A 17627-nucleotide genomic window follows, 5' to 3' on the forward strand; every position below is an offset into this window, starting at 1 on the left:
AATTTCTCTTAACTTCTTAATGGTATTTTTAGAATATTTATTTAACTAAATATTTACCTTTTATGCTCTAACAATTTTTGCTCCAATTGCTCTTAAACGTTCATCGATACGCTCGTATCCACGATCGATTTGTTCGATATTCTGGATTGTACTTGTCCCTTTTGCTGAAAGTGCTGCAATTAATAATGAGATTCCCGCACGAATATCAGGAGATGACATTGTTGTAGCTTTTAGTTGAGATTCAAAATTATGTCCCATAACCACAGCTCTGTGCGGATCACATAACATAATTTTTGCGCCCATGTCAATTAATTTATCGACAAAAAACAAACGGCTTTCAAACATTTTCTGGTGAATTAAAACATCGCCTTTTGCTTGTGTTGCCACAACCAAAACAATGCTTAATAAATCAGGTGTAAATCCTGGCCAAGGCGCATCGGCAATTGTTAAAATAGATCCATCGATATCGGTTTTTACTTCATATCCGTTAACGTGAGCAGGAATATAAATATCATCGCCACGTTTTTCGATTGTAATTCCAAGTTTTCTAAAAGTATTCGGGATTAAACCTAAATTCTCCCAGCTTACATTTTTGATCGTGATTTCGCTTTTTGTCATAGCCGCAAGACCAATCCAAGAACCAATTTCGATCATATCTGGTAAGATTGTATGCTCACATCCGCCAAGGCTTTCAACACTTTCAATTGTCAATAGGTTAGATCCAACTCCTGTAATGTTAGCTCCCATAGAGCTTAACATTTTACACAATTGTTGCAAATAAGGCTCACAAGCTGCGTTGTAAACTGTAGTTCTTCCTTTTGCTAAAACAGCAGCCATAACAATATTTGCCGTTCCTGTTACTGATGCTTCATCAAGTAACATATCTGTTCCTTGTAATCCTTCTTCCGGAGTTTCTACTCCGTAAAAGTGATCTTCTCTATTGTATCTAAATTTTGCTCCAAGATTAATAAAACCTTCAAAGTGTGTATCTAATCTTCGACGACCAATTTTATCTCCTCCCGGTTTAGGAATATATCCTTTTCCGAAACGTGCTAAAAGCGGTCCAACAATCATAATAGAACCACGAAGCGCTCCGCCTTCTTTTTTGAAAGCTTCGGTTTCTAAATATCCAACGTTAACCTCATCTGCCTGAAACGTAATCGAGCTTGGTTCATTTCGTTGAATTTTCACACCTAAATTACCCAACAATGTGATTAATTTATTGATGTCAATAATATCGGGAATATTATTAATTTTTACTTTTTCCCCCGTTAGAAGCACGGCACATAAAATTTGTAATGCCTCATTTTTTGCTCCTTGCGGAGTGATTTCTCCTTTTAAAGGAATTCCTCCCTCGATTTTAAAAATTCCCATATTCTTTTTTTAAGGTTCTGAGTTACTAAGGTTCTAAGATTCTAAGTTTTTTTTGCTTTGCAACTTAGTAGCTTAGCTGCTTAGCAACTTTTTTTATTTCTGATTGTTTTTTTTAAGGTTCTGAGTTACTGAGGTTCTAAGATTCTGAGCTAAAAAAAAACTTAGCAACTTAGCATCTCAGCCACTTAGCAACTTTTTTTCTACTTCTGATTATTATTTTTCTGAAAAGGTTTTGGTTTCCCTGGTCCTTTAACGTTTTTGTTGCTTTGGATTTTTGGCTGTCCCGGTGGCGTAATCTTATTAGACATACGTTTGTTGGTACGCAATAAATCGGTTGTATTTAAAAGCTCTTCTGTGCTTTGCAGTAAATTGATTTTCCCATCAGACAATTCAAATAAATGTTCAAAAATCACATCATCTTTTACCGTGTCTTTGTTCCAGCTTAAATATGATTTTTTCATGTGATTGGCAATGACCAATACTAATGCATTTTTCATTTCGCCGTCTTCCCATCTATTGGCAACATCTATCATATATTTGATATTGTTACCGTAAAATCTGTATTTAGGAAAGTTTTGTGGATACTGTAAAACATCTGGTTTTAGCTGTAATACATCTCTTGACGGAATTGGATATGGCGAATCTACATTTAGTCTAAAATCAGACATAATGAAAAGCTGATCCCATAATTTATGTTGAAAATCCGGTACATCACGCAAATGCGGATTCAGACTGCCCATTACCTGAATAATGTATTTCGCAGCTTTATTGCGCGTTTCTGCATCTTCAATAATAGTTGCCTGATCGATCAGTTTTTGTAAATGACGACCATATTCCGGAATAAGTAAGCGTTGTCTTTCAGAATTATATTCTAAATTAAAAACAACGTCATTCGCGACTTCTTTTTTATATTTTTCGACCATAAGTTATAATGAAACTATACCTTCTATTGTAGAGACTTCTTTGTATTTGCTAATCACTTGCTCAGCACTATGCATTGTAACATCTACAGAAACACTGGTAAATTTACCTGTTTTAGATTTTGTTGTTTTAATTACCGCTCCCAAATTGTCAAAAGCTTTTTCTACTCGCTCGACATTATCGTTTACCGACGGCATAATAAATTTATACAAATATTCTGCAGGCCAAGTATTTGAGTTATCTAACTCTACCTTTAATCTTTCGTAAAATTCAGCGGTTTCTTTTTCTTTATCGTTTTCCATTCGTAATTAAAAATAAAGGCAAATATACGGTTTTGAGTTTAGATTTTAGATTTTTTTCTTTCGAAAAAGGTGCAAAGTTACAGAGGCGCAAAGGTGCAAAGAAAAAAACTTTGTAACTTTATTTCTTTGTAAAATTTCCTCTTATATTTGAGAAAAACATTGCTTAGAAATTTGCTCGCAAAGTCGCAAAAACGCAAAGTTTTTTAAGTCATAATATTTAAAACTTTGCGTCTTCGCGACTTTGCGCGATTAAAAACACATTACTATGAAAAACTACATTCTTATTCTTTTTATAACACTTACATTCAACTCTATAAAAGCACAGGAAATTAAAACAATGACTTATTTTCAGAATGACACTCTCAAACTGGATTTAGATTTGTATTTACCTCAGAAGAAAACCAACGAAAAAATTCCGTTAATTATTTTTGCTTTTGGAGGAGGATTTTCCGGCGGAGAACGCACGAGCGAGAAAGAATTTGGCATGTTTATGGCGAAAAACGGTTACGCGGTTGCAAGCATTTCATACAGTTTATATATGAAAGGAAAAGATTTTGGATGCAAAGGAACGTTAACCGAGAAAATAAAAGCAATCCAGATTGGCGTGAGCGATATGTGGCAGGCAACTTCATTTTTGATCGAAAATGCCAATAAATACAATCTTGATGCTTCTAAAATATTCATTTCGGGAATTAGTGCAGGTGCCGAAATTGGTTTCCATGCTTCGTTCTGGGATTATAAACTGATGAATCTATATAAAAATAATCTTCCTGAAAACTTTAAATACAAAGGTTTCATTGGAGGTTCCGGCGCGATTCAGGATATTAATTTGATTACGAAAGAAAATGCGATTCCGATGTTATTGGCACACGGGAATAATGACGATACGGTTCCTTACTCTGCAGGTTCGCATAGATCTTGCCCAACAAATGCTTCGGGTTGGCTGATTTTGTTTGGCTCTTATGCGGTTTATAATCATATGAATGACTTACATAAAGATATTGAACTGATTACGTTTTGTGGTGGAGGCCATGAATTCTCCGGCTATCTTTTTCACCAAGGACAACAATATGTTCTGGATTTTGTGAATGATGTTTTGAAAGAAAAAAAATTCGAATCGCATATTATTATTCCTTCGGGTAAAAAAGGTAAGGATTCCGGGAAATATTTGTTTTGTGAATAATAAACTTTATATATAAAAAAAAATGAGAATTATCTCTTTTACAGTTACACTCATAATTCATTATTTAATTATGGTAAGATTAAAGCTTTTTGATAATTTTAATTTCGTTTGTCTTATTTGTTTTAGTGGAATATTAATAGGGTTGGCAATTAAATTTTTCTCAAAGGACCGAAATGTAAATTTGAATGATGCGGGCTGGGGAATTTTATATGCTTCGTTCCTTTCATTTACTTCAATTGTGTTATTTACAATGTACATGCTGCATAATTATCCTAAATAATAAAATTTATATTTTGACATCAACCGGAATAAAGTCCAGCCCTACAATATTATCCGAGTCTACGACTCTTTTCTGTTTTAGTTCCGGAGAAACAATCTATTTTGTAGAGCTGGACTTTAGTCCAGCTCTATGATATTAACCCGAATTCACAACTCCTTTCTGTTTTAGTTCCAGAGAAACAATCTATTTTGTAGAGCAGGACTTTAGTCCAGCACTATGATATTGACCCGAATTCACAACTCCTTTCTGTTTTAGTTCCGGAGGAACAATCTATTTTGTAGAGCTGGACTTTAGTCCAGTTGCGCCCATGTTTTCGAAATCCATGTCTTTTTAATTTTATTTTATAGCAACATGACAAAATGGTATTCATCCCAAATTATATTTCCTGATTAGCCCTAACAATCTCAAAGTTTTAGGAGTAAGCCTCTTGTTTTTTCTTTAAAAAGCAAAAGATTGTAGCGAGCAGCAGGTTCTAAAGTTTCGGGATTTACCTAAAATTGCGAAATCATTCGCTTAAGACGAAATAAACTTTTTAAATATCAATAAGTTTAGGTAAATTTGCGCTTTATTTTTAGAAAGTGCAAAAACAAATCATAGTCCTCATTGGTGGCCCGGGAACGGGAAAATCTACTCTTATCAACGAATTGGTAGCTCGTGGCTACTGTTGTTATCCTGAAATTTCCAGACAAGTTACACTCGAAGCTCAGCAGCGAGGTATCGATCAATTGTTTCTGGAACAGCCTTTATTATTTAGCGAAATGTTGCTGGAAGGTCGCATTAAACAATTTCAAGATGCCGGTCAGGAACCTGATGATGTAGTTTTTATAGATCGCGGAATTCCTGATGTTGTAGCCTATATGGATTATATTGGCGATGATTATCCGGAGCATTTTACAAAAGCATGTGAGGAGTTTAAATACACCAAAACTTTTATATTACCACCTTGGGAAGAAATTTACGAATGCGACACTGAGCGCTACGAGAATTTTGAACAAGCTTTGACAATACAAAAACACCTTGTTGAAACCTACAAGAAATACGGCTACGACTTAATTGAAGTACCTAAAGATACGGTGGAGAACAGAATTCTTTATATCTTAGATAAAATTTAGGCGCGTTTTAAAGTTGCAAAACTAGAAACTGATTTCTAAATTTTTTAACTTTAAAACGAGACCAATGCCCGAAGCGCAAGAAATTCTTTTAAAATACTGGAAACACGACAGTTTTAGACCGTTGCAAAAGGAGATTATTGACTCGGTTCTAGACGGTCAGGACACTTTTGCCCTGCTCCCAACCGGAGGCGGAAAATCAATTTGTTTTCAGGTTCCGGCAATGATGCAGGAAGGTATTTGTCTGGTTGTTTCGCCTTTGGTCGCTTTGATGAAAGATCAGGTAGCAAATTTGCAAAAGCGAAATATTAAGGCGATTGCGCTTACCGGCGGAATTCACACGGAGGAAATCATTGATCTTCTGGACAATTGCCAATACGGGAATTATAAATTTCTGTACCTTTCTCCGGAACGACTTCAGTCAGACTGGATATTGGAACGCATAAAAAATCTCCCAATTAATTTAATTGCTATTGACGAAGCGCACTGTGTTTCGCAATGGGGACACGATTTTCGTCCGGCTTATTTGAAGATTTCAGAACTTAAAAAATACTTTCCTAAAATTCCATTTTTGGCTTTGACTGCAACGGCAACTCCCAGAGTTATTGAAGATATTAAAACCGAATTAGGATTAAAAGATCCGATACTTTTTCAGCAATCTTTTGAAAGAAAAAATATCGCATATATGGTTTTTGAAGTCGAAGATAAACTATATCGCACGGAACAAATTTTAAAGAAAAACCCCCAGCCTTCTATTATATATGTACGAAACAGGAAATCGTGCCTGAATATGTCAACCCAATTGCAATCGCTAGGATTCAAGGCGACGTATTATCACGGTGGACTTTCGGCAAAAGAAAAAGACAAAAACATGCAATTGTGGATGTCTGAACAAGCACAGGTTATTGTTGCCACAAATGCGTTTGGAATGGGAATTGACAAAGACAACGTAAAAACGGTTATTCACACACAATTGCCTGAGAATATCGAAAACTATTATCAGGAATCCGGAAGAGCGGGACGAAATGGCGAAAAAGCTTTTTCGGTTGTTTTAACGAATTCGGCTGACGGCAATCAAACGGAACAACAATTTTTAAGTATCCTACCCGATAAAAAATTTCTGAACACAGTTTATATCAAGCTTTGCAATTATTTTCAGATTGCGTATGGCGAAGGTTTAAACGATTCGTTTTCGTTTAAGCTGAATCATTTTTGCCAGAAATATGACTTCCCTACTCTAAAAACGTATAATGCTTTGCAGTTTTTGAATCAGCAGGGAATTATTACAATGTCTCAGGAATTTTCTGAAAAGATTACAATGCAGTTTTTATTGGAATCAAAAGAAGTAATCAGATATATGAGTTTAAACTCAAATGATGAAGAAATCATGTTGGCGATTTTAAGAACGTATCCGGGAATTTACGAAATGAAAACTCCGTTTAATATTTCGTTGATTGCTAAAAAATCAAATCATACTGAAGAACAGGTTTCGGCTGTTCTGGAAAAACTGAACGAGAAGAATATCATCGAATACAAATCAAAAAATAACGACGCTACTATATTATTCAATGAAGTTCGCGAAGATGACTTAACGATTAACAGGGTTTCAAAATATCTTGAAAAACAAAATCAGCTTAAAAAAGACCAGCTTTTATCTGTGCTTCATTATATAAAGGACAATAAAACCTGCAAAAATCGATTGATTTTGGATTATTTTGGAGAAGAAACAACTCAGAATTGTGGAGTCTGCTCCTATTGTATTACACAAAAAGGCAAAATTACCGAAGCCGATTCGATTGCAGATAAAATTTTGCATCAATTAAAAACGGCGGCTTTGTCATCAAGAGAAATTCAAACAAAAATAAAACTAGACGCTAATGATGTTGTTGTTGCGCTTCAGGAATTACTGGAAAACAATTATATCACCATTCAGGCGAATAATAAATACACTTTAAAATTATAATGGAAAAATTAAGAATCATATTTATGGGAACTCCGGAATTTGCCGTTGGCATTCTGGATACCATTATCAAAAGCGATTATGAAGTTGTTGGCGTGATTACGGCGGCAGATAAACCGGCAGGACGCGGACAAAAAATAAAATATTCAGCAGTGAAAGATTATGCCCTTGCGAACAGTCTTACTTTATTACAACCCACAAATTTAAAAGACGAAAGTTTTCTGGCCGAATTAAAAGCGCTAAACGCCAATTTACAAATTGTTGTTGCTTTTAGAATGTTGCCAAAAGTAGTTTGGGAAATGCCAAGTCTGGGAACTTTTAATCTTCATGCTTCTTTATTACCAAATTATCGTGGTGCTGCACCTATAAACTGGGCAATTATTAATGGAGAAACAAAAACGGGAGTTACTACTTTTTTTATTGATGATAAAATAGATACCGGAGCAATGATTTTAAATTCGGAAATTGCGATTGAACCGGAAGAAAATGCGGGACAATTACACGACCGATTAATGTTGTTGGGAAGTAAAACTGTAATTGACACATTAAAAGTGATCGAAGACGGAAATGTAACTACAACGATTCAGAAAGACGACGCTGAAATTAAAACTGCCTACAAATTAAACAAGGAAAATTGTAAGATCGACTGGACAAAATCAGGCGATGAAATCAATAATTTGATTCGAGGTTTAAGTCCTTATCCTGCTTCATGGTGTTTCCTGAAAGATAAAAATGAAGAATTAAGCATCAAAATATACGAAGCAAAACTAGTTTTAGAAGATCATTCTTATGAGATTGGAAGCTTGATTAGCAGCAAAAAAGAAATCAAAATTGCGATCAAAAATGGTTTTGTTCAGCTTTTGAGTCTTCAATTACCGGGAAAAAAGAGAATGCAGGTTGCAGAATTGCTAAATGGCATAACTTTTACTGATACCGCAAAAGTCTATTAAGCTCAGTAAAACAGGGGTTTTTACCTGTTTTTGCCTGATAATCAGTTAGCGTTATGAACAAAAAAAGCAAGTTATCAACAATTTTTGCTAAAATTAAAGAAAACACTTGCAAGGAACGGATTTCCTACTAAATTTGTGTATTAACAATTTTTTTTAACCAACAATTAATAACTAATTATTATGAACAAATCAGAATTAATCGATGCTATCGCTGCTGATGCAGGAATTACAAAAGCTGCGGCAAAATTAGCTTTAGAATCATTTTTAGGAAACGTAGGAGCTACTTTGAAAAAAGGTGGTAGAGTTTCTTTAGTAGGTTTTGGATCTTGGTCAGTATCTGCTAGAGCTGCTAGAGACGGAAGAAACCCTCAAACTGGAAAAACTATTCAAATCGCTGCTAAGAATGTTGTAAAATTCAAAGCCGGAGCTGAATTAGAAGGTGCAGTGAACTAGTAAGAAAAGTTCTCTAAACTTATAATATAATCAAAACCCTCCTCCATGAGGGTTTTTTTGTGCGGTTTAACGATTTTATTTGGGTTTTTAAATATTTTATTATTAAATTTAATAAAAATTGTAGCCGTATGATTTCAGAAAAATTAAAAAAAGGACACCTGCTTATTGCCGAACCTTCTATAATTGGAGATTTATCTTTTAATAGATCGGTAATTTTATTAGCAGACCATAACAAAGAAGGATCAATAGGTTTTATCATTAATAAACCATTAAAGTATACTATTAATGATTTGATACCTGAGATTGATGCCAGTTTCAAAATATATAACGGAGGTCCTGTTGAACAGGACAATCTTTATTTTATTCACAATATCCCGGAATTGATACCTAATAGTGTCGAAATTTCGAATGGGATTTATTGGGGAGGTGACTTTGAATCGACTAAAGACTTAATAAACGACGGATCTATTGGTAAAAACAATATTCGCTTTTTCTTAGGTTATACCGGTTGGGACGAAAATCAGCTTGAGAATGAAATGCAGGGAAACTCCTGGATCATTACTGATAATAGTTATAAAAATAAAATTATCGGTAAATCCACCACTCATTTTTGGAAAGAGCAAATTATTGAGCTCGGAGGTGATTATGTTATATGGTCGAATGCACCTGAAAATCCATATCTGAATTAATTTTCAGAGATGGATTCATTTAGTTTCTGCACTAATAAATGCGCCAGATTACTTGTAAATTCCTTTTTCCGATATTTAGTTATCGGTTGTATCCCTGTGATTACATTTGTCAGAAATAATTCGTCAGCTTTTTGAAGATCAAATGGCGAAATTATTTCTTCAAGTACTTCTATGCCTTCTACTTTTTTAGCCAAAGCTATTATTTGCTTTCTCATAATTCCATTGAGACAACCTTCAGAAATTGGCGGCGTGATTAATTTCTTGCCCATTACCATAAATAAATTGCCTTGTAATGCTTCAACCACATTTTTAGCATCATTTATTAAAAGGCAGTTTTCCAGACCATTTTCATGAGCAAAAATACTTCCGGTAACATTTATCAATTTATTAGTCGTTTTAATCGACGATAATAACTGTTTTGTTACATAGAAGTCTTTATATAAATCAACTTCATATTCAGCCGTATTTAAAGCATAAGAAACACTTTCTAAGGAAGTTGCGTGAATTAAATACGACACTTCGTTTGTTTTAGGCAAATATAAACCTCCGTCGTTTCTAAAAACGGTAATTCTGGCTCTTGCCGATGCCGAAATTCCTTCTTGATTTACGAGGTTTAAAACCTGTTCTTCAAAAAATTCCATTGTAAAGTTCATCGGAATCTCCATTCTCACAACACGCATTGAAGCCATTAATCTAAAATAATGATCTTCAAGAAACAAAATTTTGTTATTGACTATTTTTAGCGTTTCAAAAACACCATCGCCGTACAAAAAAGCACGATTTTGAGTTAATATATTCTCTTCTTGCGCTACTATGTTTCCGTTAAAATTGATCATAAAAAAACCCTGAATTTTGTTCAGGGCAAATATAAGGTATAAAATAGAAATTTACTAAACAGATCCTATAAGATGTTTCAGGTCTGAGATCTGATTCTCCCACAATTGTTTAGCTTCTCCTACTTCTTCTTTTTCTGCGAAATCGACTACCATTAGCGATACATCTTTAGTTAATTCATCAACTAAAATATGTAATTCAAAAAAATACTCCGTGTCTTTACTGCTTTCATCAACCCATTTGAACTTTACTTTTTCTCCTGTTTTTTTAGAAGCCAAACGCGCTTTTTCCTGCGAGTCATTCCAGATGAAAGTAAAGAATTCGCCTCTTGAATTTACATTGTCTGCAAACCATTCAGACAAACCTGACGGCGTTGATATATATTGATATAATAATTGCGGCGAAGAATTTATTGGAAACTCGATTTCGTAACGTATTTTTTGATCCATGTGCTACTTTTAATTTTTTCGAAATATAAGAATATATGTCCAAAAACAATGCATTTTTAAAAATATTTTTTTTTCTTCATTTTATTCTTGTAAGCTTTAATAATATTTCTATCTTTGCACCCGCAATGAGGAACACGGTTCGCTTGCAATCTTGGCGAGGTAGCTCAGTTGGTTAGAGCGCAGGATTCATAACCCTGAGGTCACGGGTTCAACTCCCGTCCTCGCTACATAAAAACAAAACCCTAATCATCAATTGATTAGGGTTTTTTTATTGTAGTTTTGTTTAAAAAACCTCATAAGAACATCTCAAATATCTAAAAAAGAAGCAACAATGGATATAGTCAAATTTAAAATCACATCAAAAACGATAAAAGTAGAAGTACGCAATTCGAATAATTACGTTTTTAATTTCAATACTGCTTTAGAAATTGAAAAAGAAGATAAAGAGGTTTTATTAAGACTATACAATGCATTAGATATGCTTTTTAAGAAAGAAACTCCTGCCGAAACAAAAAACTATATTTCGCCAAACCAAACTAATATATTGGATCAGATTTCTGCCGTTGATGGTTTAGAAGAGGAGAAATAATTATAAATCAAAAATTATAATGACCAATAAACTGATTGATCAATTAAACAAAGCTTTTAAATCAAAATTAGATATTTTTGATACGCTAATGAATGATGGAGCAAGTGAAAAAGAAATATCAGATTTAGAAAAATTATTCAATCAAACTTTACCAAAGTCCTATATAGATTTATTAAAAGTGTATAATGGGGAAAAAGAAATCCTTGGAGTAATGGCGGGATTTGGTTTTTTAGAAATTGAAGACGTAAAAATACAATGGAATTTTTTCAAAACAGCAACAGCTCAAACGGAACCAGATTCTATATATCAAAAGAATAAAATCAAAAATCAATTATATTCTGTAAAAAGAATTCCCTTTGCTCACGATGGATCCGGAAACTTATTATGTATTGACTACGATCCTAATATTGAAGGAAAGTCTGGTCAGATTTTATATTTACCTACAGGAGATCCCGAACCAGTTTCGGTTATTGCAGATGATTTTGATGAATTTCTTGCCTTTTTAATTGATGCAGTTCGCACTGAAAAATTAAAATTAACCGATGAAAGAGAGGAATGGGATGAAGAAGATTGGCAACAAGCAGAAATTTACTTCCACAAATCATGGAAAGATGACTGGACAGATATTGCAGATGAATACAATTTAATACACACTGAAGATCTATAGTAAGAATTTTTACGAGCGTTTGTTACAAGCTGATTAAGTTTGCGTATTTTTTTGCTTAAATTTTAATTTTTCAAATTGCCCGAAGAAATATCAATTATCTTTACTCATCTTATTTCAGCAATATAATGGAATCATTACAAGCTATTTTCACGGAAACTTTAGGATTAAATGTGGAACTTTTTGAAGAATTTCAGAAAGAGTTACGCATTAAAAATCTGAAGAAAAAAGAATTCTTAATTCAGGAAGGTGCTGTTTGTGATTTTATTGCGCTCGTAATTTCGGGAACATTGCGATCTTATGTTCAAAATAATGAAGGCGAATTTAATAATGATTTTTATCTCGAAAATAGTTTTGTCAGCGCATACACAAGCTTTCTAACTCAAATGCCAACGAATTGCAATATCGAAGCTTTGACCAATGCAAAAGTGTATTACATAACGCATAAACAATTCAATTCTTTAATCGAAAGGGACAATAACTTTTTGAAACTGGCAAAATATATTTCTGATAATTATTTTATCAGAAAGTGTAAAAGAGAAACTTCTTTCCTGAAAAACTCCGCTGCCGAAAGATTAGAAATGATACGAATCCTTTATCCGGGAATCGAGCAAAAAGTACCACAATATCATATTGCTTCCTATCTCGGCATTAAGCCCGAATCTTTAAGCCGAATCAAACTCTTAACCTACATCAATAAATAAGTTTATTGTTATCATGAGCTTTGTACTTCAATAATTTAAAACATTTGAAGTATGCCTGTAATCAATTTAAAACTAAGCGGAGAACAAAATTCGGCTTTAGCCAAAGAATTAGCACTCACTATTAGCACTCTTACCAAAGAAGTCTTAAACAAAAAACCTGAAGTCACGGTGGTAACGGTTTCATTTGTACCAAAGGATCTTTGGTTTATAAATTCAGAATCCCTAACTGAATTAGAAACAAACAGTTTTCATCTTACGGTTAAAATTTCTGATTCAACGAATTTAAAGAATGATAAAGCAAAATATATCGAAGCTGTTCATCAGGCTTTATTATCGCGTCTGGGCAAAATGCATCCGGTGAGTTATACCGCAATTGAAGAAATGAAAGCGGATGCGTACGGTTATGACGGATTAACGATTGAGTATAAATGGATCAATAATCGTAAAAAATAAAAATGATGTCTAAAAAAATCTTCATTATTGTTTTACTGATTGTTGTTCAATATTCAAATGCACAGAAAAAAGTAGATAATCAAAAAGAAATTAATTCGATTATAAATCAATACAGCGAAAGCGTTATCAAAAAAGATTCCATCACATTTTATACTTTATTTAATGACGGAAATGTAACCTGGTGCGCCGCGCTTATGGACAAATCTCAAAATAAAGAAATAGAAACGAAAGGCAAGGAAAAAGCGGGAAGCAATTATTTTTCAGGAAGCTACAAAGATTTCATGCGAGGTTTATTTCGATATGAATCTACCGAAGATAAATTTGACAATATTCATATTATCGAAGACGGAACTGTTGCAGCCGTAACTATGGATTATAGTTTTTGGGCAAATAACAAAATGACAAATTGGGGCGGAAAATATTTAACCTTAATAAAAAGAGATGGAAAATGGAAAATTACCAGCGTCATTTATTCCTTAGAACTTACCTCCTATTTTGAGCAGCCTTCACTTTCAAAAAGGCAAAAAGATAAAAAGCTACAATTATAAATTTTAATTCACTTATCTATTTCAATGTCGGAATCTTTTCTGTCAAATGTTTCCAATATCGTTTTGGCATATGCTGAATATGAAGTTTCATGTTTTTTCTGGATTCAATATTGACGCTCTTAAAAAAAACGCGCCAAAGATTCTGGAAAAACTCTCCCTGTTCATCGCATATTTCTGCTAAATATTTAGAGGAATTAGATTCCGCATTAAATTGCAATTCGATTGTTGATACATTTTCGAGATCGTAATAAATGCCATATTTACGTTTTGCATCATATATTAACCAGCGTTGATCTGCGTAGCGTTTTTTAAAATGACTTTCGATAATGGGCAAAACATTACAATCCGGCTCTACAATAGCATAATATAGTTTGTCTTTTGTGAGTTTAAAACGGACGAATGCTTCCATGCGATGGGCTTCTCTTCTCGTCAATCTTGTTGCTTTTCTGACATCCCAAACGGCACTATTGCTAAAATCTCCTTCAATATTTTTTGAACTTGCCAATGCATATTTAGTAAATTGAAACATGATTTGTTCTATCTCATCTAAATCAGAAAAAAATGCTTTATAAAAATCTGAATATCCTCCTGGCGAAAGACGTTTTTTAATTCCGCTTAAAACCCTGTTTGCTTTTTCCTCATCTGTCATTACATAATGATGGGTGGAAAAAAGCAAAGCTGCCGAAGCTTCATTTTTAGCAAAAACAACGTCTTGAAATTTATATTCATAAATTTCAAATACCGCTGTAAGCCAGCCTTCGTAAGTTCCGTCGTAAATAAGCTGTATCATTTTAATTAAAATAAAGCAAGTTGATTCGAAAAGTCGTTTTTGTATTTACTGTTTTGCAAATTCAAAATCTGATCCTTGATCTGAATAGAAGTCAAATCTTTCTGGATTTGAAATGGTGATGCAAACGCCAGAAAATATTTGGCGCGCGTATACGCAATTCCGAGTTTTTTTAAATCATCGGGAAATAGTTTTTTAAATTGCCTTGCTGCTACAATTTTTTTGGCACTCATATAACCAATTCCAGGAATACGTTTTATCAGTTCTAAGTCGGCGGTATTAACATCAACAGGAAATTGATTCAGGTTACGCAACGCCCAACCTAATTTTGGGTCGATATCAAGATCCAAGTTAGGCTGATTAAAACCCACAATTTCGTTTACATTAAATCCGTAAAAGCGAACTAGCCAATCTGCCTGATACAAACGGTTTTCGCGTATTATAGGAACTGGAGTTCCAATTGCCGGAAGCCTGCTGTCGTAACTAATAGGCACATATCCTGAATAATAAACACGTTTCATATTCATCTTCTGATAAAAATAATCTGCCATGCCCAGAATTTCAAGATCACTTTCTTTTGTTGCGCCAATAACCATTTGTGTACTTTGTCCTGCGGGAGCAAAAATTGGTGCTTTGTAGTTTAGTTTTTTTTCTTCTTTATGACCAACGATTTCATTTTTCAAATATTCCATTGGTTTAATTACATCAATATGATTTTTATCCGGCGCCAGCAATTTCAAGCTTTGTTCTGTTGGCATTTCGACATTTACACTTAAACGGTCGGCATACATTCCGGCTTGTTTCATCAATTCATCACTTGCTCCGGGAATTGCTTTTAGGTGTATATATCCATTAAAATTTTCCTCTAAACGCAATTTCTTGGCAATTCGAACCAAACGTTCCATTGTATAATCAGGATTATCAAAAATGCCCGAACTCAAAAATAATCCTTCGATATAATTTCTTCTGTAAAAACCAATTGTTAGATCTACAACTTCCTGAACTGTAAAAGCGGCTCTTTTAATGTCGTTACTTTTTCGGCTTACACAATATGCGCAATCAAAAATGCAATGGTTTGTAAGTAAAATTTTTAATAATGATACGCAACGTCCGTCTTCTGTATAGGCATGACAAATGCCGTAGCCTTTTGCATCTCCAATTCCTTTATCTTTATTTTCACGCTTGCTTCCGCTTGACGAACACGAAACATCATATTTTGCAGCGTCGGCTAAAATCGCAAGCTTCTCCATTACTCTTTCCTGTACCATTTTGCGTTTTTTTAGTGGTTTAAAAACTAAATTTGTTGAACGTCAAAACTACTATTTAAAGACAAAAAAAGATTGATTTTAGTTGTTCCAAATTGTATCAAATTTCAACAACTCTATTACAAGTAACTGATTATTAAATTAAAGTCCTATTTTTCCTTCTGCCCAATATGGCTGCGTATAAATATTTTTATTTAAAACTCCTTTTTCTTTCAGGGCTTTTCTAAACGCTTGAATTGACTTTGCATTTCCCATTAAATAAAAATATCCATCCTTCCATAATTCCCAAATTTTATTGTCGAGTTTATTTAAAATTTCAATTGCAAATTCGGCTTTATTGGTTGATTTTGGCACGATATCTACCGCGAATCCTAACTTATTTGGAACTTCTACAGAAGAGGAATCAAGTTCTAAAATTCCTAAATAATTATTTTCACTGGCATTAATTTCATCCTGAAAACTTTTAAAAACGCTGATACAGGTTTCATCTCCAAAAAAGAATTGGTACTTTTCTTCTCTTTTAAAAACCTCAAAACCTCTGGGCATTCCTACGGTTAATTGGTCATTTGGTTTTAAATTTTCAACAAAATAACTTCCGGGACCATTTTTATGAATATGAAAAATAACTTCAAACCATCCCTCTTTACTATTCCATTTACTGGGCGTGTAATTGCGATAATTTGTATCGTCGATTCTGATAATTATAGCTTGTCCAATTTTAAATTTCACATGAGGAAAATGACCTTTAAATCTGACCATTTTTATATTTTCGCTGAGCATTTTCGCTGCTTCAACATTTACTTTGGAAATTTTACTGCTAAAAGCCATTTCCATAAAATCTCCAATAATTTTGGGCATCGAATTCATAATCTTATCTTTTAATTTCAATGCAAAATTGAAGCTAAAACAATAAAAATAAGTTGAAGAAGAAATAGGGATGATTGGACTATTCGCGGAATTTCAACCGGAAGGTTAATGGAGTTTCGCCTGTTATTTTTTTAAACAATCTTGAAAAGTAGGTATGATCTTCAAAACCTAAAGTAAAGGCAATTTCCTTAACATCATTTTCAGTATAATAAAGCAATCGTTGTGCCTCTAAAATCATGGCATTTTGAAGCCAATAGGTAACTGATTTTCCTGTCGAAATATTTACGCAATAATTTAAATGCGAAGTTGTGATGTTTAATTTCGCAGCAAAATAAGAAGGCGTTTCTAAAAATGTGGAACCGGAAATTAATTTCTTGAAATTAGAATATATCAACGTCGATTGATTTTTAAGTTCTGATGCTGATTGATTTGCTTCTGAATAAATGTTTACAAAACGATATACTAATGCACTAAAAAGTCCATTGACAATAGCTGTTTTGTTTGAAGTTGTATTTTGAAAAGCACGATGTAATAACAAAACGGTTTCCATAATATCTTTCTTTTGAAGTTTATCAAGTTTGTTTACCTGATTAGCAATTTTCATGTTCTCAAAAACCGAAGCGCAATTATCAGGCACTAAAAACGGAGCTACACTAATATAATATCCTGATGAATCCGGCGAAACAAATTTTGGTGAATGAATTTGAAATGGCTTAACAACAATAATACCCGGAGCGCTTATTTTCACGTCGATCATATCACATTTCATGATGACTTTTCCTTTTGTAAGCACAAAAAAATTATAAAAATCATCGCGATGTGTTCCCAGTTTATTTACACTTTGAGTATCTTCACCCAATACAGATAACTCAGCGATAAAAATACCTCCTACTGCTTCTGATCTCTGATTGTAAATGGGGATTTTCAAATTTAATTTTTGAAATTATAATTAATATGAAGTCATACAAACTTAGAGAATTTTCTAAAACAAAATGCCTCTAATCTCAAACTGATTAAAGGCATTTTTATGTTTTATTAATATTCAAAATGGAAAACATTAAATTATAGAAATTATTTAACCCTTTTACCGAGAAAGTAATTAGAAAGATCCGTCTTTATCAGCGTTTTCGCTTTAGCGAATCAGTAAAATCAGCGTCTAATTTGACGCGGATAAAACAGATTTACTTCGTAAAAACACGGATAAAAACGGATTTGATTTGCAATAATTTTATTTCTATGATTATCA

General features: G+C 33.4%; 20 protein-coding genes and 1 tRNA gene. 12 read left to right on the top strand and 9 right to left on the bottom strand.

The features are described 5' to 3' along the window. Positions 1–60: 60 nt before the first annotated feature. The 3 genes from murA to KHA90_RS14870 form a co-directional block, all read right to left on the bottom strand. Positions 61–1374, bottom strand: coding sequence for a UDP-N-acetylglucosamine 1-carboxyvinyltransferase (murA, locus tag KHA90_RS14860; RefSeq protein ID WP_213301874.1), 1314 nt, complete (start codon positions 1372–1374; stop codon positions 61–63). Between the two features lie 200 nt (positions 1375–1574). Continuing rightward, positions 1575–2297 carry a DUF4290 domain-containing protein gene (locus KHA90_RS14865; RefSeq protein ID WP_213301877.1) on the bottom strand — a complete coding sequence of 241 codons (723 nt, stop codon included), beginning with the start codon at positions 2295–2297 and terminating at the stop codon, positions 1575–1577. Between the two features lie 3 nt (positions 2298–2300). Continuing rightward, positions 2301–2597: a DUF493 family protein gene (locus KHA90_RS14870; RefSeq protein WP_213301880.1), complete on the bottom strand. Its 297-nt coding sequence runs from the start codon at positions 2595–2597 to the stop codon at positions 2301–2303. 265 nt (positions 2598–2862) lie between these two features. Here KHA90_RS14870 and KHA90_RS14875 point away from each other — a divergent pair, with 265 nt between their 5' ends. The 6 genes from KHA90_RS14875 (at position 2863) to KHA90_RS14900 (ending at position 9221) form a co-directional block, all read left to right on the top strand. Next, complete coding sequence (locus KHA90_RS14875; protein WP_213301883.1) at positions 2863–3780, top strand: carboxylesterase family protein; 918 nt, start codon at positions 2863–2865, stop codon at positions 3778–3780. A gap of 858 nt (positions 3781–4638) precedes the next feature. Continuing rightward, complete coding sequence (locus KHA90_RS14880) at positions 4639–5172, top strand: AAA family ATPase (RefSeq protein ID WP_213301886.1); 534 nt, start codon at positions 4639–4641, stop codon at positions 5170–5172. Positions 5173–5236: 64 nt separating this feature from the next. Continuing rightward, the gene (locus tag KHA90_RS14885; protein WP_213301889.1) at positions 5237–7132 is read left to right on the top strand and encodes a RecQ family ATP-dependent DNA helicase; all 1896 of its coding nucleotides are present in this window, start codon (positions 5237–5239) and stop codon (positions 7130–7132) included. Then, complete coding sequence (gene fmt, locus KHA90_RS14890) at positions 7132–8079, top strand: methionyl-tRNA formyltransferase (protein ID WP_213301892.1); 948 nt, start codon at positions 7132–7134, stop codon at positions 8077–8079. The genes KHA90_RS14885 and fmt overlap by 1 nt, the downstream gene beginning before the upstream one ends. 180 nt (positions 8080–8259) lie before the next feature. Then, positions 8260–8532, top strand: a complete 273-nt coding sequence (locus KHA90_RS14895; RefSeq protein WP_017498096.1) for an HU family DNA-binding protein — start codon at positions 8260–8262, stop codon at positions 8530–8532. A 128-nt stretch (positions 8533–8660) separates the two neighbouring features. Next, entirely contained in the window at positions 8661–9221 is a 561-nt protein-coding gene (locus KHA90_RS14900) for a YqgE/AlgH family protein (RefSeq protein WP_213301895.1), read from the top strand. Here KHA90_RS14900 and KHA90_RS14905 read toward each other — a convergent pair. Together KHA90_RS14905 and KHA90_RS14910 are read right to left on the bottom strand one after the other, a co-directional pair. Continuing rightward, positions 9218–10057, bottom strand: coding sequence for an aminotransferase class IV (locus tag KHA90_RS14905; protein ID WP_213301898.1), 840 nt, complete (start codon positions 10055–10057; stop codon positions 9218–9220). The genes KHA90_RS14900 and KHA90_RS14905 overlap by 4 nt on opposite strands. Positions 10058–10111: 54 nt before the next feature. Next, a complete protein-coding gene (locus tag KHA90_RS14910; protein WP_213259043.1) occupies positions 10112–10504 on the bottom strand; it encodes an START-like domain-containing protein in 393 nt (130 codons plus the stop codon). 153 nt (positions 10505–10657) lie between these two features. Here KHA90_RS14910 and KHA90_RS14915 point away from each other — a divergent pair. The 6 genes from KHA90_RS14915 (at position 10658) to KHA90_RS14940 (ending at position 13462) form a co-directional block, all read left to right on the top strand. Then, a tRNA-Met gene (locus KHA90_RS14915) sits at positions 10658–10731 on the top strand. 104 nt (positions 10732–10835) lie between these two features. Continuing rightward, positions 10836–11093 (top strand): hypothetical protein, encoded by a 258-nt coding sequence (locus KHA90_RS14920; RefSeq protein ID WP_213301901.1) that lies wholly within the window; start codon positions 10836–10838, stop codon positions 11091–11093. Positions 11094–11112: 19 nt separating this feature from the next. After that, the gene (locus KHA90_RS14925) at positions 11113–11760 is read left to right on the top strand and encodes an SMI1/KNR4 family protein (RefSeq protein ID WP_213301904.1); all 648 of its coding nucleotides are present in this window, start codon (positions 11113–11115) and stop codon (positions 11758–11760) included. Between the two features lie 125 nt (positions 11761–11885). Further along, on the top strand, positions 11886–12461 hold the full coding sequence (locus KHA90_RS14930) for a Crp/Fnr family transcriptional regulator (protein ID WP_213301907.1): 576 nt from the start codon (positions 11886–11888) through the stop codon (positions 12459–12461). Between the two features lie 51 nt (positions 12462–12512). Continuing rightward, positions 12513–12914, top strand: a complete 402-nt coding sequence (locus KHA90_RS14935; protein WP_213301910.1) for a tautomerase family protein — start codon at positions 12513–12515, stop codon at positions 12912–12914. A 2-nt stretch (positions 12915–12916) separates the two neighbouring features. Continuing rightward, positions 12917–13462 (top strand): nuclear transport factor 2 family protein, encoded by a 546-nt coding sequence (locus KHA90_RS14940; RefSeq protein WP_213301913.1) that lies wholly within the window; start codon positions 12917–12919, stop codon positions 13460–13462. Positions 13463–13478: 16 nt separating this feature from the next. On the opposite strand, the gene KHA90_RS14945 is transcribed toward KHA90_RS14940, so the two are convergent. The 4 genes from KHA90_RS14945 to KHA90_RS14960 all read right to left on the bottom strand — a co-directional run bounded on the left by KHA90_RS14945 (position 13479) and on the right by KHA90_RS14960 (position 17309). Continuing rightward, positions 13479–14252, bottom strand: coding sequence for a TIGR03915 family putative DNA repair protein (locus KHA90_RS14945; RefSeq protein WP_213301916.1), 774 nt, complete (start codon positions 14250–14252; stop codon positions 13479–13481). A 5-nt stretch (positions 14253–14257) separates the two neighbouring features. Next, positions 14258–15517 (bottom strand): putative DNA modification/repair radical SAM protein, encoded by a 1260-nt coding sequence (locus KHA90_RS14950; protein WP_213301919.1) that lies wholly within the window; start codon positions 15515–15517, stop codon positions 14258–14260. A 138-nt stretch (positions 15518–15655) separates the two neighbouring features. After that, entirely contained in the window at positions 15656–16381 is a 726-nt protein-coding gene (locus KHA90_RS14955) for a siderophore-interacting protein (protein WP_213301923.1), read from the bottom strand. Positions 16382–16460: 79 nt separating this feature from the next. Beyond that, positions 16461–17309, bottom strand: a complete 849-nt coding sequence (locus KHA90_RS14960; RefSeq protein WP_213301927.1) for an AraC family transcriptional regulator — start codon at positions 17307–17309, stop codon at positions 16461–16463. Between the last annotated feature and the right edge of the window lie 318 nt (positions 17310–17627).

The organism is Flavobacterium psychroterrae, assembly GCF_018380615.1.
GTDB lineage: Bacteria > Bacteroidota > Bacteroidia > Flavobacteriales > Flavobacteriaceae > Flavobacterium > Flavobacterium psychroterrae.